Origin of the sequence: Mycobacterium sp. GA-1841 (assembly GCF_001954135.1) — a bacterium.
In the GTDB taxonomy this organism is placed as follows: Bacteria; Actinomycetota; Actinomycetes; order Mycobacteriales; family Mycobacteriaceae; genus Mycobacterium.
Genome location: NZ_MBEQ01000045.1, coordinates 63,077 through 88,207, shown reverse-complemented (window position 1 = coordinate 88,207; position 25,131 = coordinate 63,077). Strand labels below are relative to the sequence as shown.

At 68.0% G+C, this 25,131-nt stretch carries 25 protein-coding genes; 14 read left to right on the top strand and 11 right to left on the bottom strand.

What is annotated here, in order from left to right:
* Nucleotides 1-125 precede the first annotated feature (125 nt).
* From A5740_RS11490 to A5740_RS11460, 7 genes are read left to right on the top strand one after another with little or no spacing between them, the layout of a single operon-like run.
* On the top strand, nucleotides 126-527 hold the full coding sequence (locus tag A5740_RS11490; RefSeq protein ID WP_076194141.1) for a PaaI family thioesterase: 402 nt from the start codon (nucleotides 126-128) through the stop codon (nucleotides 525-527).
* 44 nt (nucleotides 528-571) lie between these two features.
* Nucleotides 572-874, top strand: a complete 303-nt coding sequence (locus A5740_RS11485; RefSeq protein WP_076194139.1) for an urease subunit gamma — start codon at nucleotides 572-574, stop codon at nucleotides 872-874.
* Nucleotides 871-1,185 carry an urease subunit beta gene (locus A5740_RS11480; protein ID WP_076194137.1) on the top strand — a complete coding sequence of 105 codons (315 nt, stop codon included), beginning with the start codon at nucleotides 871-873 and terminating at the stop codon, nucleotides 1,183-1,185. The genes A5740_RS11485 and A5740_RS11480 overlap by 4 nt, the downstream gene beginning before the upstream one ends.
* Nucleotides 1,182-2,903 (top strand): urease subunit alpha, encoded by a 1,722-nt coding sequence (locus A5740_RS11475; RefSeq protein WP_076194135.1) that lies wholly within the window; start codon nucleotides 1,182-1,184, stop codon nucleotides 2,901-2,903. The genes A5740_RS11480 and A5740_RS11475 overlap by 4 nt, the downstream gene beginning before the upstream one ends.
* A complete protein-coding gene (locus A5740_RS11470) occupies nucleotides 2,904-3,539 on the top strand; it encodes an urease accessory protein UreF (RefSeq protein ID WP_076194133.1) in 636 nt (211 codons plus the stop codon).
* 23 nt (nucleotides 3,540-3,562) lie between these two features.
* A complete protein-coding gene (gene ureG / locus A5740_RS11465) occupies nucleotides 3,563-4,249 on the top strand; it encodes an urease accessory protein UreG (RefSeq protein WP_076194131.1) in 687 nt (228 codons plus the stop codon).
* Nucleotides 4,249-4,896, top strand: a complete 648-nt coding sequence (locus A5740_RS11460) for an urease accessory protein UreD (RefSeq protein WP_076194129.1) — start codon at nucleotides 4,249-4,251, stop codon at nucleotides 4,894-4,896. The genes ureG and A5740_RS11460 overlap by 1 nt, the downstream gene beginning before the upstream one ends.
* Here A5740_RS11460 and A5740_RS11455 read toward each other — a convergent pair.
* From A5740_RS11455 to A5740_RS11445, 3 genes are all read right to left on the bottom strand, one after another.
* Nucleotides 4,893-6,266: an NAD(P)/FAD-dependent oxidoreductase gene (locus tag A5740_RS11455; RefSeq protein ID WP_076194127.1), complete on the bottom strand. Its 1,374-nt coding sequence runs from the start codon at nucleotides 6,264-6,266 to the stop codon at nucleotides 4,893-4,895. The two genes, A5740_RS11460 and A5740_RS11455, sit on opposite strands and share 4 nt — an antisense overlap.
* A 97-nt stretch (nucleotides 6,267-6,363) precedes the next feature.
* Nucleotides 6,364-7,290, bottom strand: a complete 927-nt coding sequence (locus A5740_RS11450; protein ID WP_076194125.1) for an LLM class F420-dependent oxidoreductase — start codon at nucleotides 7,288-7,290, stop codon at nucleotides 6,364-6,366.
* A gap of 18 nt (nucleotides 7,291-7,308) precedes the next feature.
* Nucleotides 7,309-7,983 carry an SDR family oxidoreductase gene (locus A5740_RS11445; RefSeq protein WP_076194123.1) on the bottom strand — a complete coding sequence of 225 codons (675 nt, stop codon included), beginning with the start codon at nucleotides 7,981-7,983 and terminating at the stop codon, nucleotides 7,309-7,311.
* Between the two features lie 176 nt (nucleotides 7,984-8,159).
* Here A5740_RS11445 and A5740_RS11440 point away from each other — a divergent pair, with 176 nt between their 5' ends.
* The 3 genes from A5740_RS11440 (at nucleotide 8,160) to A5740_RS11430 (ending at nucleotide 11,244) form a co-directional block, all read left to right on the top strand.
* Nucleotides 8,160-8,954: an ABC transporter permease gene (locus A5740_RS11440; protein ID WP_076194113.1), complete on the top strand. Its 795-nt coding sequence runs from the start codon at nucleotides 8,160-8,162 to the stop codon at nucleotides 8,952-8,954.
* The gene (locus A5740_RS11435) at nucleotides 8,945-10,036 is read left to right on the top strand and encodes a sulfate/molybdate ABC transporter ATP-binding protein (RefSeq protein ID WP_076194111.1); all 1,092 of its coding nucleotides are present in this window, start codon (nucleotides 8,945-8,947) and stop codon (nucleotides 10,034-10,036) included. The genes A5740_RS11440 and A5740_RS11435 overlap by 10 nt, the downstream gene beginning before the upstream one ends.
* A 221-nt stretch (nucleotides 10,037-10,257) precedes the next feature.
* Complete coding sequence (locus A5740_RS11430) at nucleotides 10,258-11,244, top strand: APA family fibronectin-binding glycoprotein (protein WP_076194109.1); 987 nt, start codon at nucleotides 10,258-10,260, stop codon at nucleotides 11,242-11,244.
* A gap of 31 nt (nucleotides 11,245-11,275) precedes the next feature.
* Here the strand turns inward: A5740_RS11430 and A5740_RS11425 are convergent, their stop codons facing one another.
* Nucleotides 11,276-11,533 carry a hypothetical protein gene (locus tag A5740_RS11425; RefSeq protein ID WP_076194107.1) on the bottom strand — a complete coding sequence of 86 codons (258 nt, stop codon included), beginning with the start codon at nucleotides 11,531-11,533 and terminating at the stop codon, nucleotides 11,276-11,278.
* A gap of 436 nt (nucleotides 11,534-11,969) precedes the next feature.
* Here A5740_RS11425 and A5740_RS11420 point away from each other — a divergent pair, with 436 nt between their 5' ends.
* Together A5740_RS11420 and A5740_RS11415 are read left to right on the top strand one after the other, a co-directional pair.
* Nucleotides 11,970-12,272: a GlsB/YeaQ/YmgE family stress response membrane protein gene (locus A5740_RS11420; RefSeq protein ID WP_076194105.1), complete on the top strand. Its 303-nt coding sequence runs from the start codon at nucleotides 11,970-11,972 to the stop codon at nucleotides 12,270-12,272.
* A 23-nt stretch (nucleotides 12,273-12,295) separates the two neighbouring features.
* Nucleotides 12,296-13,294 carry a zinc-binding alcohol dehydrogenase family protein gene (locus A5740_RS11415; protein ID WP_076194103.1) on the top strand — a complete coding sequence of 333 codons (999 nt, stop codon included), beginning with the start codon at nucleotides 12,296-12,298 and terminating at the stop codon, nucleotides 13,292-13,294.
* Nucleotides 13,295-13,329: 35 nt separating this feature from the next.
* Here A5740_RS11415 and A5740_RS11410 read toward each other — a convergent pair whose 3' ends face one another.
* Nucleotides 13,330-13,803 carry a hypothetical protein gene (locus tag A5740_RS11410; RefSeq protein ID WP_076194101.1) on the bottom strand — a complete coding sequence of 158 codons (474 nt, stop codon included), beginning with the start codon at nucleotides 13,801-13,803 and terminating at the stop codon, nucleotides 13,330-13,332.
* 118 nt (nucleotides 13,804-13,921) lie between these two features.
* Between A5740_RS11410 and A5740_RS11405 the strand changes: the two genes are divergently transcribed.
* Entirely contained in the window at nucleotides 13,922-14,503 is a 582-nt protein-coding gene (locus A5740_RS11405) for a CGNR zinc finger domain-containing protein (protein WP_076194100.1), read from the top strand.
* Here A5740_RS11405 and A5740_RS11400 read toward each other — a convergent pair.
* Both A5740_RS11400 and A5740_RS11395 read right to left on the bottom strand, forming a co-directional pair.
* On the bottom strand, nucleotides 14,500-15,264 hold the full coding sequence (locus tag A5740_RS11400; RefSeq protein ID WP_076194099.1) for a CPBP family intramembrane glutamic endopeptidase: 765 nt from the start codon (nucleotides 15,262-15,264) through the stop codon (nucleotides 14,500-14,502). The two genes, A5740_RS11405 and A5740_RS11400, sit on opposite strands and share 4 nt — an antisense overlap.
* Nucleotides 15,265-15,302: 38 nt before the next feature.
* Complete coding sequence (locus A5740_RS11395; protein ID WP_076194097.1) at nucleotides 15,303-17,696, bottom strand: phosphoketolase; 2,394 nt, start codon at nucleotides 17,694-17,696, stop codon at nucleotides 15,303-15,305.
* A gap of 89 nt (nucleotides 17,697-17,785) precedes the next feature.
* Between A5740_RS11395 and A5740_RS11390 the strand changes: the two genes are divergently transcribed.
* Nucleotides 17,786-19,273 (top strand): acetyl-CoA acetyltransferase, encoded by a 1,488-nt coding sequence (locus A5740_RS11390; protein ID WP_076194096.1) that lies wholly within the window; start codon nucleotides 17,786-17,788, stop codon nucleotides 19,271-19,273.
* Here the strand turns inward: A5740_RS11390 and A5740_RS11385 are convergent.
* From A5740_RS11385 to A5740_RS11370, 4 genes are all read right to left on the bottom strand, one after another.
* On the bottom strand, nucleotides 19,270-22,419 hold the full coding sequence (locus tag A5740_RS11385) for a helicase HerA domain-containing protein (RefSeq protein ID WP_076194095.1): 3,150 nt from the start codon (nucleotides 22,417-22,419) through the stop codon (nucleotides 19,270-19,272). The genes A5740_RS11390 and A5740_RS11385 overlap by 4 nt on opposite strands.
* Nucleotides 22,419-23,042 (bottom strand): hypothetical protein, encoded by a 624-nt coding sequence (locus A5740_RS11380; RefSeq protein WP_076194094.1) that lies wholly within the window; start codon nucleotides 23,040-23,042, stop codon nucleotides 22,419-22,421. The genes A5740_RS11385 and A5740_RS11380 overlap by 1 nt, the downstream gene beginning before the upstream one ends.
* Before the next feature lie 115 nt (nucleotides 23,043-23,157).
* Complete coding sequence (locus A5740_RS11375) at nucleotides 23,158-24,384, bottom strand: NAD(P)/FAD-dependent oxidoreductase (RefSeq protein ID WP_076194092.1); 1,227 nt, start codon at nucleotides 24,382-24,384, stop codon at nucleotides 23,158-23,160.
* Nucleotides 24,381-25,130 carry a DUF72 domain-containing protein gene (locus tag A5740_RS11370; protein WP_076194091.1) on the bottom strand — a complete coding sequence of 250 codons (750 nt, stop codon included), beginning with the start codon at nucleotides 25,128-25,130 and terminating at the stop codon, nucleotides 24,381-24,383. The genes A5740_RS11375 and A5740_RS11370 overlap by 4 nt, the downstream gene beginning before the upstream one ends.
* Between the last annotated feature and the right edge of the window lies 1 nt (nucleotide 25,131).

Here is a 25,131-nt window from a genome sequence, read left to right as displayed (position 1 = left end):
CCGGGGGGGGGCCGCCTAAAGCCCCCCCCCCCCCCCGGTCCGCTCGAGGGCGGGGGCCCCCGTTCGGCCCCCCGGGCCCCCCCGCCCGCATCTTTTCGCCGGCCCGCCGTGTAGACACGAAGGCTGTGACCACTGATTCGCCCGAAGGGCTGGAAAAGGGATTCGACACCGAACTGGGCCTGACGTATCTGGAACTCACCCCGGACGGCGGTCGCGCGCAGCTGACCATCACCGAGAAGCTGCTGCAGCCCTGGGGCATCGTGCACGGCGGGGTCTACTGCTCGATCATCGAGAGCCTGGCGAGCGTGTCCGGTCACATCTGGTTGTCGCAGAACGGCGGCGGCACCGTGGTCGGCGTCAACAACAACACCGACTTCCTCCGCGCCATCGGGACGGGCACGGTGACGGCGGTTTCAGAACCCATCCACCGCGGGCGGCGTCAGCAGTTGTGGCTCATCACGATCACCGACGAGAACGGGAAGACGGTGGCCCGCGGCCAGGTGCGTCTGCAGAACGTCGCGCAATAGTCGAGCGCTGCCGGACGGCGCTTGCCATGGCAGTATCGCCCACTATGCGTTTGACCCCGCATGAGCAGGAGCGCCTACTCATCTCGTATGCCGCCGACCTGGCGCGGCGCCGGCAGGCTCGCGGTCTGCGGCTCAACCATCCCGAGGCCGTCGCGGTGATCACCGATCATCTGCTGGAGGGCGCTCGTGACGGACGCACCGTGTCCGAGCTCATGGTGAGTGGACGTGACGTGCTGACCCGCGAGCAGGTGATGGAGGGGGTCCCGGAGATGCTCGACGACGTGCAGGTCGAGGCCACCTTTCCCGACGGCACCAAACTGGTCACCGTCCACCACCCGATCGCATGATCCCCGGGGAGATCGTGTTCGGGGAAGGCGCCATCACGCTCAATGCCGGTGCGTGCCGGCTGATCTTGGACATCGTCAACACCGGTGACCGGCCGGTGCAGGTCGGCAGCCACGTGCATCTGCCGCAGGCGAATGCCGCGCTGGATTTCGACCGGACCGCCGCCCGCGGACACCGCCTCGACATCCCGGCCGGCACCGCCGTCCGCTTCGAACCCGGTGTGGCCCAGCGGGTTTCCCTGGTTCCACTCGGCGGGACCCGCGAGGTGCACGGCATCAGTCTGGATCCGCCTGGCCGATTGGAGAACTCGTGACCGAGCTGTCCCGAGCCCGCTACGCGGCGCTGTTCGGACCGACCGCCGGCGACCGGATCCGGCTGGCCGACACCGACCTGTTCGTCGAGATCACCGAGGACCGCAGCGGCGGGCCGGATCTGGCCGGCAACGAGGCCGTGTTCGGCGGCGGCAAGGTGCTGCGCGAGTCGATGGGCCAGTCCCGCGCCACCCGGGCCGACGGCGCACCGGACACCGTCATCACCGGTGCCGTCATCATCGACCACTGGGGAATCATCAAGGCCGACATCGGGATCCGTGATGGCCGCATCGTGGGGATCGGAAAGGCCGGCAATCCCGACATCATGACCGGCGTGCACCCGGCTCTGGTCGTCGGGCCGTCGACCGAGATCATCGGCGGCAACGGTCGCATCCTGACCGCGGGCGCCATCGACTGCCACGTGCACCTGATCTGTCCGCAGGTCATGGAAGAGGCACTCGGCGGCGGCATCACCACGATCGTGGCCGGGGGCACCGGGCCGGCGGAGGGGAGTAAGGCCACCACGGTCACCCCGGGCGCCTGGCACCTGGCCCGAATGCTGGAAGCGCTGGATTCCTGGCCACTCAACATCGCGCTGCTGGGCAAGGGAAACACCGTCAGCTCCGACGCCTTGTGGGAGCAGTTACGTGGTGGCGCAGTGGGATTCAAGCTGCACGAGGACTGGGGCACCACGCCGGCGGCGATCGACGCCTGCCTCACGGTGGCCGAAGCCGCCGGGGTGCAGGTCAACGTCCACACCGACACACTCAATGAGGCCGGCTTCGTCGAGAACACCTTGGCCGCAATCAAGGGTCGCGGTATCCACGCGTATCACACCGAGGGTGCCGGTGGCGGGCACGCGCCCGACATCATCACCGTCGCCTCACATCCGAACGTGTTGCCGAGCTCGACCAATCCGACCCGCCCCCATACGGTCAACACCCTCGACGAGCATCTCGACATGCTCATGGTGTGTCATCACCTCAACCCGAGTGTGCCCGAGGACCTCGCCTTCGCCGAGAGCCGGATCCGGCCGTCGACGATCGCCGCCGAGGATCTGCTGCACGACATCGGGGCCATCTCGATGATCGGCAGTGATGCCCAGGCCATGGGACGGATCGGCGAGGTGGTGCTGCGAACCTGGCAGACCGCACATGTGATGAAGCGCAGGCGTGGTGCGTTGCCCGGTGACGGCGGAGCCGACAACAACCGCGTCCGCCGCTACATCGCGAAATACACCATCTGCCCGGCGGTGGCACACGGCCTCGACGGCGAGATCGGCTCGGTCGAGGTGGGTAAGCTCGCCGACCTGGTGCTCTGGGAACCGGCGTTTTTCGGGGTCCGACCCCATGCGGTACTCAAAGGCGGAATGATCGCCTGGGCCGCTATGGGGGACGCCAATGCATCGATCCCCACCCCGCAGCCGGTGCTGCCGCGGCCCATGTTCGGCGCGACCCCGGCCGCGGCCGCGGCCACGTCGGTGCACTTCGTCGCACCGCAGGCGCTGGAGGACGGCTTGCCTGATCGGCTCGACGTCCGCCGAAAGTTCGTCGGGGTCAAGAACGTTCGGCGCATCGGTAAGGCGCAGATGCCGCTCAACGATGCGCTGCCGGACATCCAGGTCGAGCCGGACACCTTCACGGTGCGCATCGACGGTCAGGTGTGGCCCGAGCAGCCGGCCACCGAACTGCCCATGGCCCAGCGATACTTCCTGTTCTAGATGAGCAGCCTGACAACCCTGCTGACCCTTGCCGACTCGCGGCTGCCCACCGGTGGCCACGTCCATTCGGGTGGCGTGGAGGAGGCGGTGACCAGCGGTCTACTCACCGACCTCGCCACGTTGCGCGCGTATCTGACCCGACGCATCCGCACCAGCGGCTTGGTGACCGCCTCGGTGGCCGTGGCTGTCCACACCGGTGCACTGGACGCGGTCACCGCGAATGCCGAAACCGACGCCCGCACTCCGGCTCCGGCCGCTCGCGACGCCTCCCGGGCACAGGGCCGAGGGTTGGTCCGGCTGGCGCGCCGGGTGTGGCCGGGACCGCGGTGGGACACGCTCGGTCCGCGGCCCCATCTGGCGGTCGCGACCGGGGCGGTCGGGGCGGCGGCGCAACTGGATCCCGAGCAGACCGCGCTGTCGGTCGTGTACACCACGATGACGGGGTCGGCCACGGCCGCGCAGCGGCTGCTCGCGCTGGACCCGGCCGATGTCGCGACACTCACCTTCGAGCTGTCGGACTGGTGTGATGCGGTGGCCGCCGAGGCCGTGACCGGGTTGGCCGATCTGTCCGACCCCCTGCTCGACGTGCTGGCCCAGCAGCACGCGCTCCGCGAGCGACCACTCTTCTTTTCCTGAGTTGACGAGCTGAAAGGACCGCCATGCCACCACATCTCCTCGACGGTGAACCCCACGTCCACGCCGACCGGCCCAAGCGGGTGCGGCGGCCCGATGAACCGCTGCGGATCGGTGTCGGCGGCCCGGTCGGCTCGGGTAAGACGGCGTTGGTGGCGGCGTTGTGCCGGCAGTTGCGCGACGAGCTGTCGCTGGCGGTGTTGACCAACGACATCTACACCACCGAGGACGCCGATTTCCTGCGCAGGCACGCGGTGCTTCCCGATGCGCGGATCGCCGCCGTGCAGACCGGCGGCTGCCCGCACACCGCGATCCGGGACGACATCACCGCCAACCTCGACGCGATCGAAGACCTGATCGAGGCGAACCCTGGACTCGACCTGATCCTCGTCGAATCCGGCGGCGACAACCTCACCGCGACATTCTCGTCGGGTCTCGTGGACGTGCAGATCTTCGTCATCGACGTGGCCGGCGGGGACAAGGTGCCGCGCAAGGGCGGTCCCGGCGTGACGTTCTCGGACTTGTTGGTGGTCAACAAGACCGATCTGGCTCCGTTGGTCGGCGCGGATCTGGACGTCATGCGTCGCGATGCGGCCAAGGTACGCGCACACCGGCCGACGGCGCTCATCTCGCTCACCGAGGATCCGTCGTCGGGGCCCGTGCTGGCCTGGGTGCGCGAACAGTTGAAGGTCGCCCAGGCCTCGTCGGCGTGATGCACTCCGCAGTCGTCATCGTGGCAACGCCCGGTCGGATACCGCGGGTCGAGGCCTCCGGCGGCCTGGCCGGCCGTTGCACTGGGCCCGACACCGTCCACCTGGTGTCCACCGCCGCCACGCCGCTGGGTGGTGACACCGTCACGGTGCGTCTGGTGGTGGAAGCCGGTGCCCGCCTGCGGATTCGCACGGTCGCGGCAACGATGGCACTGCCCGGGGCCCACACGCCTGAATCGACAGCGCGTTGGGAGCTTGAGGTGGCCGGTCAGTTGGATCTCGATCCGGAGCCGACGGTGGTGGCCGGCGGCTCGCTGCATCGCAGTGCGACCTGGCTGCACCTCACCGAATCCGCGCGGGTGCGCATCCGTGAGCGCATCCAGATCGGCAGAACTGGTGAGCGCGACGGCTTCTGGTCGGGCGCGGTGCACGCCGACGTGGACTCGGTGCCGCTGTTGCGGCACCGCATCGAGCTCGGCGGCGGCGCGGTGGGTGACGACGTACTGTCCGCACCGCGCGCCTGCATCAGCGAATTGCGTTACCCCGAAGCGTCATTCGACACACCCGGGACGGTACTGGGATTGGCTCACGGTGGCAGCCTGGCCACCTGGCAGGGTGACCGGCTGCCGCCTTCGTCCGCAGCCGGCTAGGACGCTGCTCGCTCGGTTTCCTGTACGGACGCCGCGATCTCTTCGAGCTCCTCAATCCTGGTGCGCGCGTAGGCCTGTTGCTCGGTGATGGTGAGCTGACCACGCTTGGTGCTCAGGAACGTCACCGTCCACGACAGCAGCGTGACGATCTTCGTCTTGAAGCCCACCAGATACACGAGGTGCAGGACCAGCCAGCACAACCAGGCGAAGAACCCGGCGAACTCCAGCTTGCCCACCTTGGCCACCGCCGAGAACCGCGACACCGTGGCCATCGAGCCCTTGTCGAAGTACTCGAACGGAGCCCGGATCTTCGGGCTGGTGCCGCTGACCTCGCGCTTGATCAGCTTGGCGGCGTACCGACCGCCCTGGATCGCACCCTGTGCCACACCGGGAACCCCGTCCACCGCAGCCATGTCGCCGACCACGAAAACGTTGGGATGGCCGGGCAGCGTCAGGTCCGGCTGGACCTTCACCCGGCCGGCCCGGTCGAGCTCCACCCCGGACTGCTCGGCGAGATCCTTGCCCAGTGGGCTGGCCGAGACACCTGCCGACCACACCTTGCAGGCCGACTCGATGCGCCGGATGGTGCCGTCGGAATCCTTGACAGTCAACCCATTACGGTCGACATCGGTCACCATGGCGCCGAGCTGGACCTCGACGCCCATCTTCTCCAGCCGTTCGCGCGCCTTGCGGCCGAGCTTCTCGCCCATGGGCGGCAGTACGGCAGGTGCGGCGTCGAGCAGGATCACCCTGGCCTCGGTGGGGTCGATGTGGCGGAAGCTGCCGTGCAGGGTCTGATCCGACAACTCGGCGATCTGTCCGGCCATTTCGACGCCGGTCGGACCGGCGCCCACCACGGTGAACGTCAAAAGCTTGGCCCGGCGTACCGGATCGCTGGAGCGTTCGGCCTGCTCGAACGCGCCCAGGATGCGTCCGCGCAACTCCAGCGCGTCGTCGATCGACTTCATGCCGGGGGCGAACTCGGCGAAATGGTCGTTACCGAAGTACGACTGCCCGGCGCCGGCGGCGATGATGAGACTGTCGTAGGGAGTGGAGTAGGTGTGCCCCAGCAGGACGGAGTCGACCGTCCGCTTCTCCAGGTCGATATGGGTGACGTCACCCAGCAACACCTGGGCGTTCTTCTGCTTGCGCAGGATCACCCGGGTGGCCGGGGCGATCTCGCCTTCGGAGATGATGCCGGTCGCCACCTGGTACAGCAGAGGCTGGAACAGGTGGTGGGTGGTGCGGGCGATCAGCTTTACGTCGACGTCGGCACGTTTGAGGGTCTTGGCGGCGGTCAGACCACCGAAACCCGATCCGATGATGACTACTTTATGCCGATCCGATGCCGTAGCTCCGGGATGGCTCATTGCTGCTCCTCGCGGACGTGTTTGCCACTCAATACAACCGACAGGTTAGTCGGCATCATTCCCTCAGGTGCGGCGAGATGCCCACCGAACCGAATGTCTACCCGGATACCAGGGGCTTCAACACCTCGGCGACAGCGGTGATACCGCCGGGTACATATCCGCCCATGGTGACCGGGCTGAGGATGACGCCGTCGACGCCGGTGTCGAAGAGCTTGGTCTTAAGTTGCTCGGCGATCTGCTCGGCACTGCCGAACACGGCGCGCTGCTGGAAGTCGGGCGGGATGGCGTCGGCGGTGTATTGCTCGCCGATCAGAGCGATCACCAGCATGCTGGTCTCCAGCGTGGCCGGATCCCGGTCGATCTGCTCACACTGCTGCCGGATCACGTCGAGTTTGCGGGGCAGTTCGTCGAAATTGGCGATGATGTTGAGGTGGTCGAAGTGGCGTGCGGCCAGCGGGATGGTCTTCTTCTCGCCGCTCCCGCCGATCATCAGCGGAATGTGGTCGCGGAAACGCGGATTGGCGAACGCTTCCTCGGTCCGGTAGTACGTGCCGCTGAAGGTCGCGCGGTTACCTTCGAGCATCGGCAGGATGATCTGCAGGGCCTCGTCGAGCTTCTTGAAACGTTCGGTGAAGGTGCCGAATTCAAAGCCGAGGCTGTCGTGCTCGAGCTCGAACCAGCCGGTGCCGATGCCGAGGATGGCGCGGCCGGCGCTGATCACGTCGAGCGTGGTGATGGCCTTGGCCAGCAGCGTCGGGTTGCGGTAGGTGTTTCCGGTGACGAGGGTGCCCAGTTGTACCTTCTGTGTCGCGGTGGCCAGCGCGCCGAGCGCGGTGTACGCCTCGAGCATGGGCTCGTCCGGGGCGCCGAGCCCGGGCAGTTGGTAGAAGTGGTCCATCACGAAGACGGAGTCGAAGCCGGCGGCCTCGGCTTCCTGGGCCTGTGCGATGACGGTGGGGAAGAGTTCGGAAACGCCGGTGCCGTAGGAGAAGTTGGGGATCTGGAGTCCGAGTCGGATTGTCACTTCTCCGACCCTAGCGCGTCAGCCCAGTGTTGCCATTGCACCGCGACTGACGTGCATCGTCTGTCCGGTGATGTGGCGCGCCGCGGGGGTGCTCAAAAACACTGCAAGCCGGGCGAATTCGTCGGCCATCGAGAGCCCGCTGGTGCTCAGTCCGTCGTAGCTCGGCTCCGCCGACAGCCCCGGAGCCACGGCGTTGACCGTGATTCCGCGGGTGCCGAAGTACGCGGCCTGACCGGCCGTCCACTCGCTGAGGGCGGCTTTGACAGCAGCTTCGGCGCTGCCTTCGCGTGGGCTGGCGGGCACCACGTTGACGATCGAACCGCCGGACCGCAGATGATCGCCGACGATCTGCACGGTCAACGCCGCCGAGACCGCGGTGGCATCGAGTGCGTTGTGCCAGGCGGTGGCCAGATCGGCCAGGGTGAAGGTGCGCGGGTCCTTGGCCTCGAACAGCGGGGCCGGAACATTGACCAGGGTGTCGAGGTGATGGGGGAACAGGGCGCGGGCGTTCTCGACGCTGGCGGCGTCTGTGTTGTCGAACACGATCGAGGAGACGTCGAGTTGTTTGGCCGTCAGCTCGAGGTCTTCGCGCCGCGCGCCGGCGATGATCACGTTGTGGCCGGCATCCAGGAAGCCTGCCGCGATGACGCGGCCGAGTTCGGTGTCGCCGCCGGTGACCAGCACCTCCGCCATGATGTACCTCCATGTACCCGGGGATCGCCGCGCCGGATGGGGGCGATCCCCGTCGATGTTACTGGACAGTAGCTAGCTGGTGAAACCGGCGCGCCCGGCGTGGCCTCGAATAAGGTGACTGCGATGATCCGACCGAAGGCTGCGACCTGCGTCGACGTGGTCGGCGTGGCGTCATCGTGACGAATCCGCCACCGCTGCCGCGCTGGATCTATCTGCCGGCCGCGCTCGGCGCAATATTCGTGGTGTTGCCGCTCGTGGCGATGGTGGTCAAGGTGGACTGGCCGCAGTTCGGGTCGTTGATCTCCAGTCCGTCGTCGACCGCGGCGCTGCGGCTGAGTCTGCAGACCTCGTTGGCCAGCACGGTGTTGTGCGTGCTGTTCGGGGTTCCGCTGGCGTTGGTGCTGGCCCGTACCGAGCGACCCGTGACCCGCGTGGCGCGGCCCCTGATCCTGCTGCCGCTGGTGTTGCCCCCGGTGGTGGGCGGCATCGCGCTGCTGTACGCCTTTGGCCGGCTGGGGTTGGTGGGCAGGTATCTGGAGGCCGCCGGCGTGCAGATCGCTTTCACGACCGTTGCGGTGGTGCTGGCGCAGACCTTTGTCTCGTTGCCGTTCCTGGTGATCTCTCTGGAGGGGGCGGCGCGCACTGCGGGAGCCGATTACGAGGTCGTCGCGGCGACGCTGGGTGCCTCGCCGGCGACGGTGTGGTGGCGGGTGACGCTGCCGCTGTTGGGGCCGGGTCTGATTTCCGGCGCGGTGCTGGCCTTTGCGCGTGCGCTGGGTGAGTTCGGTGCGACGCTGACGTTCGCGGGCTCACGGCAGGGCGTCACCCGCACGCTGCCTTTGGAGATCTATCTGCAGCGGGAGACCGACGCCGACGCCGCCGTGGCGTTGTCGGTGCTCCTGGTCGCCGTGGCGGCGGTGGTGGTCGTCGGCCTGGGCAGCCGCCGGTTGCGGGCGGGAGGCTGGGGGTGACGCTGCAGGTGCGTGCCGTCGTCGAAAGCCGATGCCTGGACGTCGAATTCAGTGTGGCCGCCGGTGAGGTGCTGGCGGTGCTGGGTCCCAACGGAGCGGGAAAGTCGACCACGCTGCACTCGATTGCGGGGCTGGTCGCACTCGACGCGGGACGCGTCTCGGTGGGCGGCCGGGTTCTGGCCGACACCGCAACGGATGTGCACATGCCGACGCACGCCCGCCGCGTGGGTCTGCTGTTGCAGGATTCGTTGCTGTTCCCGCACCTGAGCGTGTTGGCCAACGTGGCATTCGGCGCCCGCGCCGGCGGGCTCGGTCGGCGTGCCGCGCACGAGCGGGCCCAGCGCTGGTTGGCCGAGGTGGATGCGACAGAGCTGGCCGGCCGCCGCCCGCGCGAGCTCTCCGGCGGTCAGGCTCAACGAGTGGCGCTGGCCCGGGCATTGGCCGCAGATCCCGAGGTGCTGTTGCTGGACGAACCGATGTCCGGTCTGGACGTGGCGGTGGCGGCGTCGATGCGCAGGGTGTTGCGGCGCGTGCTGGTCGCCGGCGGCAGATGCGCGCTGCTGATCACCCATGACCTGCTCGATGTGCTGACCTTGGCGGACCGGGTGGTGGTCATCGACGGTGGTCGCATCATCGAAAGTGGTTCAGCCGCAGAGGTACTGGCCAGACCTCGAAGTCACTTCGCGGCCCGGTTCGCCGGGGTGAACCTGGTCAGCGGGACGGTTGCTGCCGACGGTGCGCTGGCCACCGCCTGGCCCTCGGACTGGCACGGCACGTCGGCGGTCGAGATGACGCCGGGCACGCCCGCGGTGGCGGTCTTTTCGCCGTCGTCGGTGGCGGTCTACCGCGAGGAGCCTCATGGCAGTCCGCGTAACACCGTGGCGGTGACGGTCGCCGAGCTCGACAGCAGGGGCCCGGGCATTCGGGTGCGTGCCGAGGAGCAGCCGGACGGGGCGCCCGGCCTGGCCGCCGACGTCACTGCGGAGTCGGTGGCGGCGCTGCGCTTGACGCCGGGGGACACGGTCTATTTCGCAGTCAAGGCACAAGAGGTGGCCGTTCACCCCGCGGGGCGTCCCGCGTAACGCCGTCGGAGGCGGGTCCGAACCATCTGTTGAAGCCCTGTTCGAGGCGGGGCGCAGGGGTGGGTTGCCAGGCTCGGCGTGGCGCCTGGAGCCCGCGCGTCCCAGCAATTCGATATATGTGTATCCACGTGCACAGTTTTTATATGAGGCAAATTTCCGTTTGGACACTCTAAGAGCAACTCACACTTGCGTCACGGCGGTAACACGGTAGTTTCTTCCCCATGGACGAGTCGGACTCGATGTCTCATCGGCGCAGAGGTCTGTCGAAGAAGCTGGCGTTGGCCGCGATGACCGGCGCGACGGCGGCGGCGGTTGCGCTGCCGGCGGTGGCGTATGCGGATCCCGTGCCGGCGCCCCCGGCTCCTGCGCCCGCCCCGGCTGCACCCGCACCCGCGCCTGCGCCCGCCCCGGCTGCACCCGCTCCGGCGCCCGCGCCGGGCGCTCCGGCTCCGGCTCCGGTCGCCGAAGCTCCGGCTCCCGGGGCTCCGGTACCGCCTCCGGCGCCTGCCCCCGCGGACCCGAACGCGCCCGTGCCCGCTCCGGCGCCTCCGGCACCCGAGCCCGGCCGAGTGGACAATGCCGCGGGCGGATTCAGCTACGTCGTGCCCGGCGGCTGGAAGGTGTCCGACGCGACCCAGCTGTCCTACGGCCAGGCACTGCTGACCAAGATTCCGCCGGAGGGCACCCCCGAGCCGCCGAATGACACCAGCGTGTTGCTCGGCCGTCTGGACCTGAAGCTGTTCGCAGGTGCCGAGGCCGACAATGCCAAGGCGGCGGTCCGGCTGGCCTCCGACATGGGCGAGTTCTTCATGCCGTTCCCCGGAACCCGGGTGAACCAGGAGACGGTGCCGCTGGACGCCAACGGTCTCACGGGCGTGGCCTCCTACTACGAGGTGAAGTTCACCGACGCCAACAAGCCCAACGGTCAGATCTGGGCCGGTGTGGTCGGTGCGCCGCCGCCTCCGGGGACCCCGCGTGGACAGCGGGCGCCGGAACGCTGGTTCGTGGTGTGGCTGGGTTCGGCCAACCATCCGGTGGACAAGGCGGCAGCGGTGGCGCTGGCCAACTCGATTCGCCCGTGGACCCCGCCGCCGTCCGCTCAGCCCGACCCCAACGCGCCGCCGGCACCGGCTGATCCGGCCCACCCGGGTGTCGGGGTGCCGGTGCCGGTCACGAACGCTCCGCCGGAGATGATGCCGCCGGCCTGATCACGGGCGGTTACCGTACGTCGCGCCTCGATCAGGGGCCGACGTACGGCACATTTCCTTCGAGGTTGTTGACGTTCATCAGATAGCAGTTGGTGCCCCCGAAGCCCATGGCCCCGGCGGTCACGCAGCGCTGGAAGCTTCCGTCCTGCCCGATCGGGCCGTCACACGTGGTCCCGCCGCCCCATGGCGACCAACCACCCTGGCAGCCGGCGTCGGCCGGGGCGGCCGCGGCCAGTGCGATGCCTCCGGCGGCCAATGCACCCACGGTCAAGCCGATGAATGTCCTCATGATCGTTTCTCCGTTCTCGCAACCGGATGAGCATTTGCTGGACGCGTTGTGTGACGAGAGTGGCTGGAGTTGTCAGCGCGAGCTATGGGGTAGCTGGTTGGTTGTCCCGCCGACCCGGATCCGGACACGACGGTCCCGGACATGCTCGTCGGGTGGCGCCATCTCTACAGAACATGGCCACCACCTCGATCTCGACAGTCTCGTCCGGCCGCCGGCTGGTCTGTTCACAGCGCGTTGCCAGATAAGCCCCACGTTAACGAGGCAACGGTGCGGCGACAATGTGATTTGGGTTTGCCCTGGTGCTTGTTCGCCAACAGCGATCGGATGTGCCGGGCAGCGGTCGACTGCGGGGAGTTCCCAATTGACCAACTCCGGGTACACCTGGGGTGACCCAGCGAGTCCGCTGGGTATGGCCAGTGACAGGCAGGAGACTGGAATGGACGTAATGGCGGCTACCGAAATCCTGGCGCGTTCCTCCACGCTGACGAGCGTCGGCTGGATCGGCTACATCATCATCGGCGCGCTCGCCGGGTGGATCGCGGGCAAGATCGTCAAGGGTGGTGGCGCCGGCATTCTGATGAACATCGTCATCGGTGTGATCGGCGCGCTGATCGGCGGATTCCTGCTCAGCTTCTTCCTCGACACGGCCGGCGGCGGCTGGTGGTTCACACTGTTCACCGCGATCCTCGGCTCGGTGATCCTGTTGTGGATTGTCGGAATGGTTCGCCGGGACACCTGACCGGTACTCCGATGCCCGGGGCGATGACTGCCTGGCAGGTGGTCGACCCCGGCCCGGTGGGGTCGCATCCGCTGCACCGGGTCAGCGTAGGAGTTCCGCAGCCCGGACCCGGGGAGTTGCTCGTCGCGGTCCGGGCCTGCGGGGTGTGCCGCACCGACCTGCACGTGGTCGAAGGAGATCTGCCGGTACACCGGCCGCACGTCATCCCCGGTCACGAGGTCGTCGGTGAAGTGGTCGCAGCCGGTGCGGATACCGTCGGCTTTTCCTGCGGTGACCGCGTCGGCGTCGCCTGGCTGCGTCACACCTGCGGGCAGTGCAGGTACTGTCTGCGCGGACGGGAGAACCTGTGCCCGTCGTCGCGGTACACCGGGTGGGATGCCGACGGCGGGTATGCCGAATTCACCACGGTGCCTGAGGCGTTCGCCCTGCGGCTGCCGGTCGGCTACTCAGACGTCGAGCTCGCGCCGTTGTTGTGCGCCGGGATCATCGGCTACCGGGCGTTGTTGCGCACCGATCTGCCCGCGGGCGGCCGCCTGGGTCTCTACGGTTTCGGGGGTAGCGCGCACCTCACGGCGCAGGTGGCGCTGGCCCGCGGTGGCCGCGTACACGTGATGACCCGAGGTGAGCGCGCCCGCGAACTCGCGTTGACGTTGGGGGCGTCGTCGGTGCAGGGGAGTGCCGACCTGCCGCCCGAACCCTTGGATGCGGCAATCCTGTTCGCCCCGGTCGGTGACCTGGTCCTGCCCGCGCTGGCGGCCCTGGACCGCGGCGGTGTGCTGGCGATCGCGGGTATCCATCTGAGCGACATCCCGGCCCTGAACTACCAACGACATCTGTTCCAAGAACGTGAGATTCGCTCGGTCACCGCCAACACTCGGGCCGATGCCCGTGATTTTCTGGCGTTCGCGGGGGAACACCGGTTGGCGGTCAGCGCACCGGTCTATCCATTGGACCGTGCCGACGAGGCGCTGCTCGATCTCAGTGCCGGTCGCGTGGCCGGTGCGGCGGTGCTGCGGATCTAACGCATCAGGTCAGTACACCTTCCTGCCACGGTGCCTCAGAGCGCGGCCAGCGCGGCGCCCAACCTGCCGGTCAGATCGCCATGGCCGAAGGCGTACATCGGCCCAAGTCCGTCATGGATCAGCCGGGACAGGCGCGCCATCCCGCGCGCGTCCACCGCCACCGGTGAATGCAGGCGCAAGGTGATCGTGTCGATGACCGGCTCAGCTGCAGCAATATTTTTGCGGTGCACCGGGATTCGCGATGACAAAAAGATGGCGTCACTGGTGGCCTCGCGTACGCAGCGACGCAGTATCCGGGCCATCGCCGCCCGTTCCGGGGCCGACGTCAGGCGAGCGGCGCGGACCGCGATGGCACTTCCTGGTGGTGTCGGCGCCCCGACGGCCAGCAGGGCGTCGAGTCGTGGCGCGCGCACTCGGGCGGTCAGGCGAGCCCGCAGGGTGGGGCGGCAGTGCGACGGTGAAAAACCGACGGGGCAGGTCGGCGCGTCAGAAATTCGATTGTCGTTCATGGCGATCCCTCGTAGTTTCCGTGTTGTCGGGTCGTCAATGCGTGACTATCAAAGAACGTACGCCGGTCATGAATGACTAGTCAAACCTTTTCGGGGGTCACGGCGGTACGGTGGAAGTATGTCGAGAACCTGGCTTGGCGACGCCGAGACCAAACCCGCCCCCGAGCCGCTGACCCGGATCCAAGCCTTGGTCAACACCCTCGAACCGTCGGGCGCCGATCGTCTCGCAGACCTGGACGATGCGGTGCCGTGGTTGAGGACCCACGGCCTGCTCGCAGACGGTGATCGGCCCACTCCGAGCCAACTGGACCAGGTGCGCCGGGTCCGTGAAGCGTTACGTGCGCTGCTGGTCCACAACACCGGCGGGCCGCCGCCGCAACCGACACACCGTTCCGAGCTTCGCGCGGTGACCGACGCGGCCACCGCGCGGGTGGACCTGGCATCAGACGGACAGATCGAGTTGTCGGCCTCGGGCGACAGCGTCGGGGATCGACTGCTCGAGTTGTTGCTGGTGATGCGCGACGCACAGCGGGACGGCACCTGGACTCGGCTCAAAGCGTGTGCGAACGACGAATGCGCGTGGGCGTTCTACGACCGCTCGCGCAACCACGGCGGCACCTGGTGCGTGATGTCCGAGTGCGGCAACAAGCTGAAGAATCGGCAGTTTCGGGCGCGGAACAGGGCGCGCGCCGGAGACTAACTCGACAGATGCCAGACCAGGGCGGCAGCCAGCGCGCCGACCCCGTTGAGCGACCAGTGCAGCGCGATCGGTGCGATCAGGCTGCCGCTGCGCCGGCGCAGCCAGGTGAAAATGAAGCCGGCGGCGCCGGTGGCCACAACCGCCAACACCACACCGGCGATCATGCCGAACACGCCCCCGCCGAACAGCCGGGTGAAGCCGACGTTCTCGCTCGTCAGACCCAGGGAGCTGGCGATGTGCCACAGTCCGAACAGCAGTGAACCTCCGGCCGCGACGCCGCGGAACCCCCAGGCGCGGTTGAGCGCGCCGTGCAGCACGCCGCGAAACGCCAACTCCTCGGGGATCACGGTCTGCAGCGGGATGATGACCATCGATGCCAGCAGTGCACCCGAGATGGTTGCGTAGTTGTCGTTCATGAACATCGGCCGGGTCCACGGCAACATCGTGCCGATGGCGATCACCGAGACCACGAGCGCCACCGCGGCCAGCGCGTAACCGACGCCGGCGCGCCAGTGCTCCCGGCCCAGCCCCAACTCGGTCCAGCCCAGACCGCGGGCCCGAACCAGGATCAGCAGTCCGATCGCGGCGGCCGGGACGGTGGCGACACTGGCCCACGGGGTGGTGAAGTGCGCGATCAAGTTGGTCAGCGTGAGGATGACGACGACGATGCCGATGTCGGCGTAGATCCGGAAATGATGCACCGCAGAAAGCTGGGCCACCAGCGGATGGGGGCCGCCGGCCAAGGCGCTCGAATCAGACATAACTCGCTAATCGTACCGGCGCGACGCAATTACCCAGGTCACAACGTGGTCCAGGTCCAATTGGCGATGGCCGGGTCATCCTCGCCATGTTCACGGGTGTAGCTGCGGGCGGCCAGGCGGGCGTCGACCATTTTCTGGCGCAACCCCGCGGCGTGGGCGCCCAGCCCGTCGACTCGGTCGATGACGTCCATGACCAGATGGAAGCGGTCCAGGTCGTTGAGCATCACCATGTCGAAAGGCGTTGTCGTGGTGCCGCGCTCCTTGAAGCCGCGTACGTGGAGCTGCTCATGGTTGGTGTGCCGGTAGGTCAGCCGGTGGATCAGCCACGGATAGCCGTGATAGGCGAAGATGATCGGCTTGTCGGTGGTGAAGATCGAGTCGAATTCGCGCTCGGGCAGCCCGTGCGGATGCTCGGACTCCGGTTGCAGGCGCATGATGTCGACCACGTTGACCACCCGCACCAACACGTCGGGCAGCTCGCGGCGCAGGATGTCGGCGGCGGCCAGGGTTTCCAGTGTGGGGATGTCACCGGCGCATGCCAGCACCACATCCGGCTCCCCGGTGGTGTTGCTCGCCCATTCCCAGATGCCGAGTCCACGCGTGCAGTGCGCGACGGCCTCGTCCATGGTCAGGTACGTCAGCGCGGGTTGCTTTCCGGCGACGATCACGTTGACGTACTGCCGGCTGCGCAGGCAGTGATCGGCAACCGAGAGAAGGGTGTTGGCATCCGGTGGCAGGTACACCCGGACCACCTCGGGTCGTTTGTTGGCGACATGGTCGATGAAGCCGGGATCCTGGTGGGAAGCGCCGTTGTGGTCCTGACGCCACACGTGGGAGGTCAGCAGGTAGTTCAGCGACGCGATCGGTCGACGCCAGGACAGGTGCCCGCTGCTGGACAACCATTTGGCGTGTTGGTTGAGCATCGAATCGACGATGTGCACGAACGCCTCGTAGCAGTTGAACAACCCGTGCCGGCCGGTCAGCAGGTAGCCCTCCAACCAGCCTTGGCAGAGGTGCTCGGAGAGCACTTCCATCACCCGGCCGTCCGGGGAGAGGTTCTCGTCGACCGGCAGCGTCTCGGCCTGCCAGGCCTTGTCCGTTTTCTCGAACACCGCCGAGAGCCGGTTCGACGCGGTCTCGTCCGGACCCATCAGCCGGAAGCGGTCGGGGTTGGCGGCGATGACATCGCGCAGGAACGTGCCGAGCACCTTGGTCGGCTCGGCGGTCTCGGCCGCCGGCCGCTGCACGGTGACCGCGTAGTCGGTGAAATCCGGCAGGTCGAGGTCGCGCAGCAGTAACCCGCCGTTGGCGTGCGGGTTGGCGCTCATCCGCCGGGCCCCGCTCGGGGCCTGGGCCCGCAGATCCGCCCGCAGCGCCCCGTCGGCGTCGAAGAGTTCCTCGGGCCGGTAGCTGCGCAGCCATGTCTCCAGTTGGGCCAGGTGCGCGGGATTGGTCCTGGTCTCCGACAGTGGTACCTGATGCGATCGCCAGGTGCCTTCCACCAATTTGCCGTCCACCTCGTGCGGGCCGGTCCAGCCCTTGGGGGTGCGCAGGATGATCATCGGCCACAGCGGACGGCCCGGCTCGCCGTCGAGGCGAGCCGCACGCTGGATCGCGCCGATCTGGTCGAACGCCTCGTCCATGGCCGCGGCCAGTTGTTGGTGCACATTCGCCGGATCGTCACCGGCCACGGTGCCTGATTCGTCGCTCGCGACGGTGATCGGCCGATATCCGTATCCGTAAAACAGCGATTCGAGCTCTTCGGCCGGAATCCGCGACAGCACTGTCGGATTGGCGATCTTGTAGCCGTTGAGGTGCAGGATCGGCAGCACCGCGCCGTCGACCACGGGGTTGAGGAACTTGTTGGAATGCCAACTGGCGGCCAGCGGGCCGGTTTCGGCCTCGCCGTCACCGACCACACACGCCACCACCAGGTCCGGATTGTCGAACGCCGCGCCGTAGGCGTGCACCAGGGCGTAGCCGAGCTCGCCGCCCTCGTGGATCGATCCGGGTGTCTCGGCGGCCACATGGCTCGGGATTCCCCCGGGGAAGGAGAACTGCCGGAACAGTTTTCGCAGTCCGTCGGTATCCTCCCCGATGCCGGTGTAGATCTCGCTGTAGGTGCCCTCCAGGTAGGCGTTGGCCACCAGGCCCGGGCCACCGTGGCCGGGTCCGGTGATGTAGATGACGTCGGCGTCGCGCTCGCGGATGATCCGGTTCAGGTGCGCGTAGACCAGGTTCAGCCCGGGTGTGGTGCCCCAGTGCCCCAAGAGCCGCGGCTTGATGTGCTCGGCCTCCAGCGGCTGCTGCAGCAGTGGGTTGTCCAGCAGATAGATCTGTCCGACGGACAGGTAGTTCGCTGCCCGCCAGTACTGATCGAGCTTTTCGAGTTCCGTGTCGGTCAAGGCCGGGGAAAGGGTCGCGTCGCTCATGTCTCCATGGTGGTTGTTTTCGGTGAATGGCGCCTGCCGAGCCGGGTACCCGAATCGGGGCCGGTCAACCAACGGCTAGGTTCGTGGGCATGCCCGTGCCCACAAGCCTCGACCCACGAACCCCTGTCCTCGTCGGCTACGGCCAGGTCAACCAGCATCAGGATGATCCGGCGGTCGAGCCCGTCGATCTGATGGTGGCGGCCGCCCGGACCGCCGCCGACCCGCGGGTTCTGGAAGCCGTCGACTCGGTGCGGATCGTCAACCTGCTGTCCTGGCATTACCGGGACCCGGGCTTGCTGCTGGCGCAACGGCTCCGGGCCGACAAAGCCGTGACCCGCTACACCGGGGTCGGTGGCAACGTGCCGCAGACACTGGTGAACGAGGCCTGCCGGGACCTGCATGGCGGCCGGGCCGAGGTGGTGCTGATCGCCGGCGCCGAAACCTGGCGCACCCGCAGTCGGCTGCGTGCGGCCGGGACCAAACCGGACTGGACCCGTCAAGACGAATCGGTGCCCGAGGCGCCGGGTGCGCACGAGGGTGTGCCGATGGCTGGTGAGGCCGAGTTGCGCATCGAGCTGGACCGCCCGGCGTATGTGTATCCGATGTTCGAGCAGGCGCTGCGGATCGCGGCCGGGGAGACCAGCGATGACCATCGTCGCCGGATCGGTGAGCTGTGGTCGCGGTTCAGCGCGGTGGCCGCGGCCAACCCGCACGCCTGGAGCCGCGACGAACTGGCTGCCGAGAAGATCTGGCAACCCGGCCCGGACAACCGGATGATCAGCTGGCCCTACACCAAGCTGATGAACTCCAACAACATGGTCGACCAGGGTGCGGTGTTGATCCTGACCACCGTCGAGAAGGCGACGTCGCTGCAGATTCCCAGCGAGAGTTGGGTTTTCCCATATGCCGGGACGGATTCGCACGACACCTATGCCATCGGCGAACGGGCCGAGCTCCACCGGTCACCGGCGATCCGGATCGCCGGGCGACGGGTTCTGGAGCTGGCCGGGGTGAACGTCGACGATGTCGAATTCGTCGACGTGTATTCGTGTTTCCCGTCGGCGGTGCAGGTGGCCGCCGCCGAGATCGGCCTGCCCCTGGACGATCCGTCCCGTCCGCTGACGGTCACCGGTGGGCTGACCTTCGCCGGCGGACCGTGGAACAACTACGTGTCCCATTCGATCGCCACCATGGCCGAACGCCTCGTCGCGAACCCAGGTACCCGCGGGCTCATCACCGCCAACGGCGGCTACCTCACCAAACACAGCTTCGGGGTATATGGAACCGAGCCGCCGGCACACGAATTCCGTTGGCAGGATGTGCAATCCGAGGTGGACGCCGAGCCGACGCGGCAACTGCAGGTGGACTTCGCCGGTACCGGGACCGTGGAGTCCTGGACCACGCCGGTCGGTCGTGACGGCAGCGCCGAGCGGGCGTTCCTGGCGGTGCGCACTCCCGAGGGCGGCCGCACCCTGGCCCGCATCGTCGACGGGTCGCAGGCCGAGGCCACCATGTCACAGGACATCGCCGGGGCCGAGGTGCAGGTACACCCCGACGGTAGCGCCACCCTGCTCTAGCGCGACACCAACTCGCGCTGGGCCAGCATCAGCACCTCGTCGGTCGTCGGCGGGCTGGGCGGATGGTGCGACAGGCACCAGGGGGTCTGGATCTTGTGAAAGGCGTTGCCTTCCAACGCCAGATAGAACTGACCCGAACGCAGCTTGCTGATGTCGGGTACGTTGCCACCCTTGACCCGGGCCATCTCCCTGGCCACCGCGATCTGCGCAGGGGAGTTCAACAGACCGTAGAACTGCGTGGTCGCATTCCCGGGGATGTGGTTGTGCAGGCCGCGCGGCGACTGCGTGGCGAATACCAGCCCCAGACCGTACTTCCGCGCCTGCGCGGACAGCGCCAGCGTGCTGTGGGTACAGGCGGTGAGATGACTGGACGGGGCGAAGTTCTGCGCCTCGTCCATCACCAACAGCCCGCCCAGGGGACGGTCACCGGCGGGATTGCGCTTGATCCAGGCGAACAGCGCCATCTGGAGCTGGTTGACGAAGCCTTCCCGCTGCTGGTCGCTGGTGAGCCCGACCATGCTGATCACCGATACCCGGGCCCGGTAGCCGGGCGACGGGGTCAACAGCGTCCCGGGATCGGCGGCGGTGCCGGCCCCGCCGAACAGCGGGTCGTTCACGGTGGCGGCACGCAGGTTCTGGGCCAGTTCGGCGGCCAGTTTGTGCGCCCCACCCAATGCGCTGACCTCGTCGGGCAAATCGCCCAGCAGGTCGATGAAACCGCCCAGGCTGACCGAGGGGCCGGCGCCGTAGAACCGCAACGCCTCGCGCAGCACCGCGCGGGACCGCTCGGCCTTGGCGGTGTTCCCGGCGATCAGCGCGCGCGGTTCCAGTGCGGCGACGGCGGATTCGACGGCATCGGAAAACTCGTCGTCGTCATCGATCACGCTGGCGAAATCGGGCAGCGGCTGGAAGGACAACGGCCGGCCCGTCGACCGGCGCGGGGTCCAGACCACCACCTCGGTGTTGTCGAAGTACTCGTCGGCACGTGCGTCATCGGCCGGGTTCCATCCCGGGGGAGGCTCGGACCAGGGTTCACCGAGACGGGACAGATCGTTGTTCGGATCCAGCACGATCGACGACACACCGCGCAGCGCGCACTCCTCGACCAGACGCCGGATCAGCACGGTTTTGCCCGAGCCGGACCCGGCGAAGATCGCGGTGTGCTTGCGCAGTGCGGCCAGGTCGACCGACACGGCGCGCCCACCGGGACTTTCCACGCCGAGCGTGACCGCGCCGGCCGAGTGCTCGACGACCGGTGCGGATGGCTGCGTACGGATCGGTCCGGTCGCGAGTTCGGCGTCCACATCGATCTGGGCCGGGGGCGGCGGATCGCCTGCGACGTCCCCGAGGGCGGCGCGCAACCAGCCGATCCCGTGGGCCGGGCGGCGCCGGCGAAGCCACTCGGGCAGATCTGGATGGTTGTCGTCGATCAGGTCGCGCAACGCCGTCATCGTGCGGACGTCGTCCTCGTTCATCGGTAACACCCGGCCGCCGGCCGCCTCGAACTCGGCGATCATCACCGCGGTTTTCGCGCCTTTGGGCCACGGCGTGTTGCGCAGGAGGAACAGTTGGCGCCGGTCGGGGTTGAAACCGGTGGCCTCCCACGCCTTTCGGATCCGGTTCTGTACCGCCACGGCGTTGCCCGAGGCGATGGCGCGAAATGCCCAGTGCCGCTCGTCGTCGGTGCTGGCGTCGAGGGTCTGGCGCAGCCGGCCGTGTAGCACCACGCGTTGACCCGGGGGCGGGTCGGGCCGAAACGCCTGTCCGGCTTCGCCGAGCTCGGTGATCCACGCATCCAGCGCCGCCGACAACAGGCCGGGCATCGTGGTGTCCTCGCCGTCGGGGTCGAGTGCGGCCACGGTGACCGCCCGACGTCGGTAGTCGTGGAAGCGCCGGTCCAGTTCGCCGGTGTCGCCGTGCACGGTTTCACCCGTGGGTTCGGGGGGCTCGCTCACCTCACCGGTGAGTTGAGACAGTTCCTCGACCGTGTCGCGATCCAGGCAGCGCCGGACGTGGGTGTCGGCGCGTTTGAGCAGTTGGCGCGGCGTGTATTGGGTGGCCTCGTCGAACGCCGACGGCAGGATCGGCCAGCTCGGGTACGGGGCGGTGAAGCCGATCGCGGAGTAGCTGGCGGTGAAACGCCGTTCCAGGATGGCGCGACCGACGTCCGGGGTCGGCAGGCCCTGGAGCATCGCGGTGGTCCGGAACCGATCCTGGACGGTGGCGGTGGCCCGGTCCTGGATGGCTTCCCACGCCGCGGGAAGGCAGGCCACCACACCGACGGTGCGGCGCATGGTCTGCCGGATCGCCATCAGTCCGTGGGCGATGTGTTCGAGGTCGCCGGCCCCCGTGGAGCGGGCCGTTCCATCGGCGCCGGCAACTCGGGTGTCGTCGGTGCGGTCGACCGACTGGGCCAACAAGGTGTCGATCTGGTCCAGCGCCAGTACCGACGGGCCGGCCAGGGCGACAAGCCGGGAGATGTCGCGGACCGATTCCTGAGCGGTGAGCGTCGGAGTGGGCAGGCCCCACGCTTCGTTCGAGCTGCTGCCGGTCAAAAACGCCTCACCGACGTCCTGCAGCTCGAGGTCCCCGGCGCCCAGCAATACCAGGGCGCGCAGGGTGTGGTGGGCGCGTCGGACGGTGTGCCGGTGCACCTTGTGCAGCGCGTTGACGAAGTCGGTGAGGATCTCGGGCGTCAGGTCGTCGTCGCCGATCACCGCGCGGCGGTTGGCCCGGGAGATGTGGGCGACCGAGGACAGTTCCCACAACAGGTCCTTGAGTTGGGTCTCGCGCTCGCTGCCCGGACGTCCCAGGCTTTCCAGGATGCCTGCCCGAGCGGATTGCCAGAAGCCGGCCGCATCGAGCAGTTCGACCAGGAAGAAGTAGCCCCCGCCGGTCTGGACCTGTTCGCGTACCTGGCCGAGCAGGTGGGTCTTGCCCGATCCGGCCGGACCACGCACCACCACACCCAGTGGGCTGGAGTCGGTTTCCCGTTCGGCATCGCCGAACGCGGCCATCACATCGGACATCGCCCGGTCGTGCAGTCCACGCACATGCAGCGCGCCCTGCGAATGCCACAGGTCGTCGGCGGTCGGTGCCCAGGTCAGGCGAAGCGCGCTGAGCGCTTCGCGGTGTGAGAGTTCCATCAGGACTCGATCGCGATCAGATGCTTGTCCTGGTTGCCTATTTTCACGGCGGCGTCGCGATCGGCGGGGGTGAGCACCTTTTGGTTCTCCTCGGGGATCAGGCTGACGCCGGGTTGCTGGTAGAGGCTGATCAGCGCGGCGTCGACGGTGGGACGGGGCAGCTCGGGAACGGCCTGGCGCAGGCTTCGCAGGCTCACCCAGCCGCCCGGGCGGGCAGCGAGCCCGGAGTAGGCGGTGCGCAGCCGAACTTCTGGGCTCGCCGCGGCCACCGGCTCGGGCGGGAGGAACACATCGGCGGGCACGAGCTCGGACTGTTCGAAATAGCGGTGCAACGCGCCCAGCAGGGTGTACAACGCCCTGCCCTGTCCGGTGGATCGGGGTGGCGCGTCGGCGCCGAACAGCGCCCGGCACAGCGCCCAGCCGGCATCGGTCAGTTCATGCACGAGCGGACGGGTACCGGTGGACTCGATCAACCCCAGCCGGTTGAGCCGGTCCCGGCGGGACTTGTCGAGCTTGGGGCCCAGTCGTTCCAGCTCCGAGTTGGACACCGGCCGCGACTCGGCCATCAAAACCAGCAGGACGGCCTGCTCCGAGCCGGTCAGCTCGTCGGGCGCGACATTCACTGGCGAATCCCCTTCCTGCCGAGTGACTCCTGCACGTTAGCGTGTGCCCCCGACCCGGCGAGAATGTCGTTGCGGCGCACTGATTTCGCCCGATCGACGGGCCCGGGGCGCCCAGCTACCCGGCCGGCAGCGGCTGCGACGGGTCGGCGATGCGTTGCGGATCGACGGGTGTGCGCGCCCGGATCAGCGCCTTGACGTCGTCAAGGACATCCCACACATTGACGTTCATCCCGGCCAGGACGCGGTTGTCGGCGTCGAGCCAGAACGCGACGAATTCCCGTCCAGCAACGTCGCCGCGGAACACCACGCGCTCATATTCGGGTGCATGTCCGGCGTACTCCATGCCGAGGTCGTATTGATCGGTGAAGAAATAGGGCAACTCTGAGTATTCGGCGTTTCGGCCGAGCATCCCCGCAACCGCCACCGCGGGTTGTTTGAGTGCGTTGGCCCAGTGCTCGGTGCGGATCCGCGTGTCGAACAGCGGATGATGCGCGGCGGCGATGTCGCCGACGGCGTAGATGTCAGGATCGCTGGTGCGCAAGCCCGCGTCGACGAGCACGCCGCCGTCGCCCACGGCCAGCCCGGCCTGCTCGGCCAGGGCGATGTTCGGCGCCGCGCCCACGGCGACCAACACGGCGTCGGCCGCGACGCTGGATCCGTCGCCGAGCCGCAGGCCGGTGGCCTTGCCGTCAGCGCTCGTGATCTCCTGCACGGACTGGCCCAGCCGCAGGTCGACGCCGTGTTCGCGGTGCAGCTGGGCGAACACCTCGCCCAGCTCGGCGCCCAGCGCGGCCAGGAGCGGTTGGGATGCGGCCTCGACGACCGTGACGTCCACGCCGCGTGCGCGCGCGCCGGCGGTGACCTCCAGCCCGATCCATCCGGCACCGACCACCGCCAGCGAGCTCCCCGGGGTCAGCGCCGCGCTGAGTGCCGCGGCCTCGTCGATCGTGCGCAGGTAGTGCACCCCGGTCGTGTCGGCGCCGGAAATCGGTGGCCGCCGGGCGGTCGACCCGGTGGCCAGCAGCAGTTTGTCGTAGCCGACGGTGGTGCCGTCGGGCAACGACACGGTGTGCGCGGCGGCGTCGACGGCGGTGACCTCGGTGCCCAGTCTGAGATCGATGTTGTGGTCGCGGTACCAGGCGCGGGTATCGACGGTGAAGTCGTCGAGGGTCTTGGTGCCGGACAGGTATTCCTTGGACAGGGGCGGGCGTTCGTACGGCAGGTGGTCCTCGGCGCCGAACAGCACGATATGTCCGTCAAAGTCGTTGTCCCGCAGTGCTTGCGCTGCTTTGGCGCCGGCCAGGCCGCCGCCGACGATCGCGAATGTGGACGACGTTGTCATGTGGATTCAGCGTACTCGCCCGATACCAACTGCCTCAGCGTTCGGGCGTTGCGCACCGCGTGACCACCGAGATCGTTGTTGAAGTACACGACGACGCGGTGACCGTCACGGTCCCACCGCAGCATCTGCTGCGCCCACTGGGCAAGCTCGTCGTCGGAGTAGGGCTCGGCGTACATGTGGTGCTGCACATCGCCCGGGCCGTGCATCCGGACGTACACGAGTTCGGCGGTGGCCACCGGCCGGCACACCAGCCCGGGTCCGCTCATCACCACATAGGCGGCGTGGTGTCGCTCCAGTACCGCGAACACGGCGGGATCGTGCCAGGAGGGGTGACGCAACTCCATCGCCACCCGGATGTGGCGGGGGAGTTGCGCCAGGAAGCCGTCGAGCAGTTCGTCGTCTCGTTCGATCGCCGGGTGCAACTGCACCAACAGGGCCTCGTTGTGTTCTCCGAGCAGCTGCCAGTACTGCTCGAACCGCGGAGTCCACGGTTGAGGTGTGCGCAGCCGCCGGAAGTGGGTGAGCCCACGGTGGGCCTTGACCGACATCGTGAAGCCGTCGGGCAGCTGATCGCGCCACCCGGTGAACGTGGTGTCAGCGGGCCAGCGGTAGAAGCTGCCGTTGAGTTCCACGGTGTCGAACTCGTCGACGTAGCGGGCCAGTCTCGCCTTGGCCGGGGTGCCCCGTGGATACAGCACCCCGGTCCAGTGGTCGTATGACCAACCCGAGGTGCCGATCCTGATCATC

Coding starts and splice junctions, on each gene's coding strand:
- A5740_RS11445 (WP_076194123.1), bottom strand. CDS start 7,983: ATGGCGGAGGTGCTGGTCACCGGCGGCGACACCGAACTCGGCCGCGTC.
- A5740_RS11370 (WP_076194091.1), bottom strand. CDS start 25,130: ATGATCAGGATCGGCACCTCGGGTTGGTCATACGACCACTGGACCGGG.
- A5740_RS11410 (WP_076194101.1), bottom strand. CDS start 13,803: ATGAACGACAATCGAATTTCTGACGCGCCGACCTGCCCCGTCGGTTTT.
- A5740_RS11400 (WP_076194099.1), bottom strand. CDS start 15,264: ATGTCTGATTCGAGCGCCTTGGCCGGCGGCCCCCATCCGCTGGTGGCC.
- A5740_RS11485 (WP_076194139.1), top strand. CDS start 572: ATGCGTTTGACCCCGCATGAGCAGGAGCGCCTACTCATCTCGTATGCC.
- A5740_RS11415 (WP_076194103.1), top strand. CDS start 12,296: ATGACTGCCTGGCAGGTGGTCGACCCCGGCCCGGTGGGGTCGCATCCG.
- A5740_RS11405 (WP_076194100.1), top strand. CDS start 13,922: ATGTCGAGAACCTGGCTTGGCGACGCCGAGACCAAACCCGCCCCCGAG.
- A5740_RS11480 (WP_076194137.1), top strand. CDS start 871: ATGATCCCCGGGGAGATCGTGTTCGGGGAAGGCGCCATCACGCTCAAT.
- A5740_RS11395 (WP_076194097.1), bottom strand. CDS start 17,696: ATGAGCGACGCGACCCTTTCCCCGGCCTTGACCGACACGGAACTCGAA.
- A5740_RS11375 (WP_076194092.1), bottom strand. CDS start 24,384: ATGACAACGTCGTCCACATTCGCGATCGTCGGCGGCGGCCTGGCCGGC.
- A5740_RS11455 (WP_076194127.1), bottom strand. CDS start 6,266: ATGAGCCATCCCGGAGCTACGGCATCGGATCGGCATAAAGTAGTCATC.
- ureG (WP_076194131.1), top strand. CDS start 3,563: ATGCCACCACATCTCCTCGACGGTGAACCCCACGTCCACGCCGACCGG.
- A5740_RS11425 (WP_076194107.1), bottom strand. CDS start 11,533: ATGAGGACATTCATCGGCTTGACCGTGGGTGCATTGGCCGCCGGAGGC.
- A5740_RS11420 (WP_076194105.1), top strand. CDS start 11,970: ATGGACGTAATGGCGGCTACCGAAATCCTGGCGCGTTCCTCCACGCTG.
- A5740_RS11390 (WP_076194096.1), top strand. CDS start 17,786: ATGCCCGTGCCCACAAGCCTCGACCCACGAACCCCTGTCCTCGTCGGC.
- A5740_RS11460 (WP_076194129.1), top strand. CDS start 4,249: ATGCACTCCGCAGTCGTCATCGTGGCAACGCCCGGTCGGATACCGCGG.
- A5740_RS11470 (WP_076194133.1), top strand. CDS start 2,904: ATGAGCAGCCTGACAACCCTGCTGACCCTTGCCGACTCGCGGCTGCCC.
- A5740_RS11385 (WP_076194095.1), bottom strand. CDS start 22,419: ATGGAACTCTCACACCGCGAAGCGCTCAGCGCGCTTCGCCTGACCTGG.
- A5740_RS11430 (WP_076194109.1), top strand. CDS start 10,258: ATGGACGAGTCGGACTCGATGTCTCATCGGCGCAGAGGTCTGTCGAAG.